Below are 1,291 nucleotides of genomic sequence, written 5' to 3'. Positions count from 1 at the left end.
AGGCAAATCCGCACACCGTAAGGCTGGGCTGTGATGGGGAGGGAAATTTAAGTACCGAAGGTCATGAGTTCAGGCTGCCAAGAAAAGCCTCTAGCCAGGGAGAAGGTGCCCGTACCGCAAACCGACACAGGTAGGCGAGCAGAGCATGCTAAGGCGCTCGGAAGAACTCTCGTTAAGGAACTCGGCAAAATGACCCCGTAACTTCGGGAGAAGGGGTGCCTCGGTAGGGTGAATAGCCCGAGGGGGCCGCAGTGAAAAGGCCCAAGCGACTGTTTAGCAAAAACACAGGTCTGTGCGAAGCCGCAAGGCGAAGTATACGGGCTGACGCCTGCCCGGTGCTGGAAGGTTAAGGGGAGCGGTTAGGGGCAACCCGAAGCTGTGAACCGAAGCCCCAGTAAACGGCGGCCGTAACTATAACGGTCCTAAGGTAGCGAAATTCCTTGTCAGGTAAATTCTGACCCGCACGAATGGCGTAACGACTTGGGCGCTGTCTCGACGAGAGATCCGGTGAAATTTTAATACCTGTGAAGATGCAGGTTACCCGCGACAAGACGGAAAGACCCCATGGAGCTTTACTGCAGCTTGATATTGGACTTTGGTACGATCTGTACAGGATAGGTGGGAGCCTGGGAAGCCTGCGCGCCAGCGTGGGTGGAGGCGCCGTTGGGATACCACCCTGATCGTATCGGAGTTCTAACCTGGTACCGTGAACCGGTACGGGGACAGTGTCAGGTGGGCAGTTTGACTGGGGCGGTCGCCTCCTAAAGAGTAACGGAGGCGCCCCAAGGTTCCCTCAGAATGGTTGGAAATCATTCGAAGAGTGCAAAGGCATAAGGGAGCTTGACTGCGAGACAAACAGGTCGAGCAGGGACGAAAGTCGGGCTTAGTGATCCGGTGGTACCGCATGGAAGGGCCATCGCTCAACGGATAAAAGCTACCCTGGGGATAACAGGCTTATCTCCCCCAAGAGTCCACATCGACGGGGAGGTTTGGCACCTCGATGTCGGCTCATCGCATCCTGGGGCTGAAGTAGGTCCCAAGGGTTGGGCTGTTCGCCCATTAAAGCGGTACGCGAGCTGGGTTCAGAACGTCGTGAGACAGTTCGGTCCCTATCTGTCGTGGGCGCAGGAAATTTGAGAGGAGCTGTCCTTAGTACGAGAGGACCGGGATGGACGTACCGCTGGTGTACCAGTTGTTCCGCCAGGAGCACGGCTGGATAGCCAAGTACGGACGGGATAAGCGCTGAAAGCATCTAAGCGTGAAGCCCCCCTCAAGATGAGATTTCCCAATT

Annotated in this window: 1 rRNA gene; it reads left to right on the top strand. The window is 56.2% G+C overall.

Annotation, left to right across the window (positions count from 1 at the left end):
• Nucleotides 1-1,291, top strand: a 23S ribosomal RNA gene (locus FKP33_RS26710); the annotation flags it as partial.

Source organism: Paenibacillus sp. tmac-D7, assembly GCF_006519665.1.
Lineage (GTDB): Bacteria > Bacillota > Bacilli > Paenibacillales > NBRC-103111 > Paenibacillus_G > Paenibacillus_G validus.
This window is presented reverse-complemented; position numbering and strand designations above follow the sequence as displayed.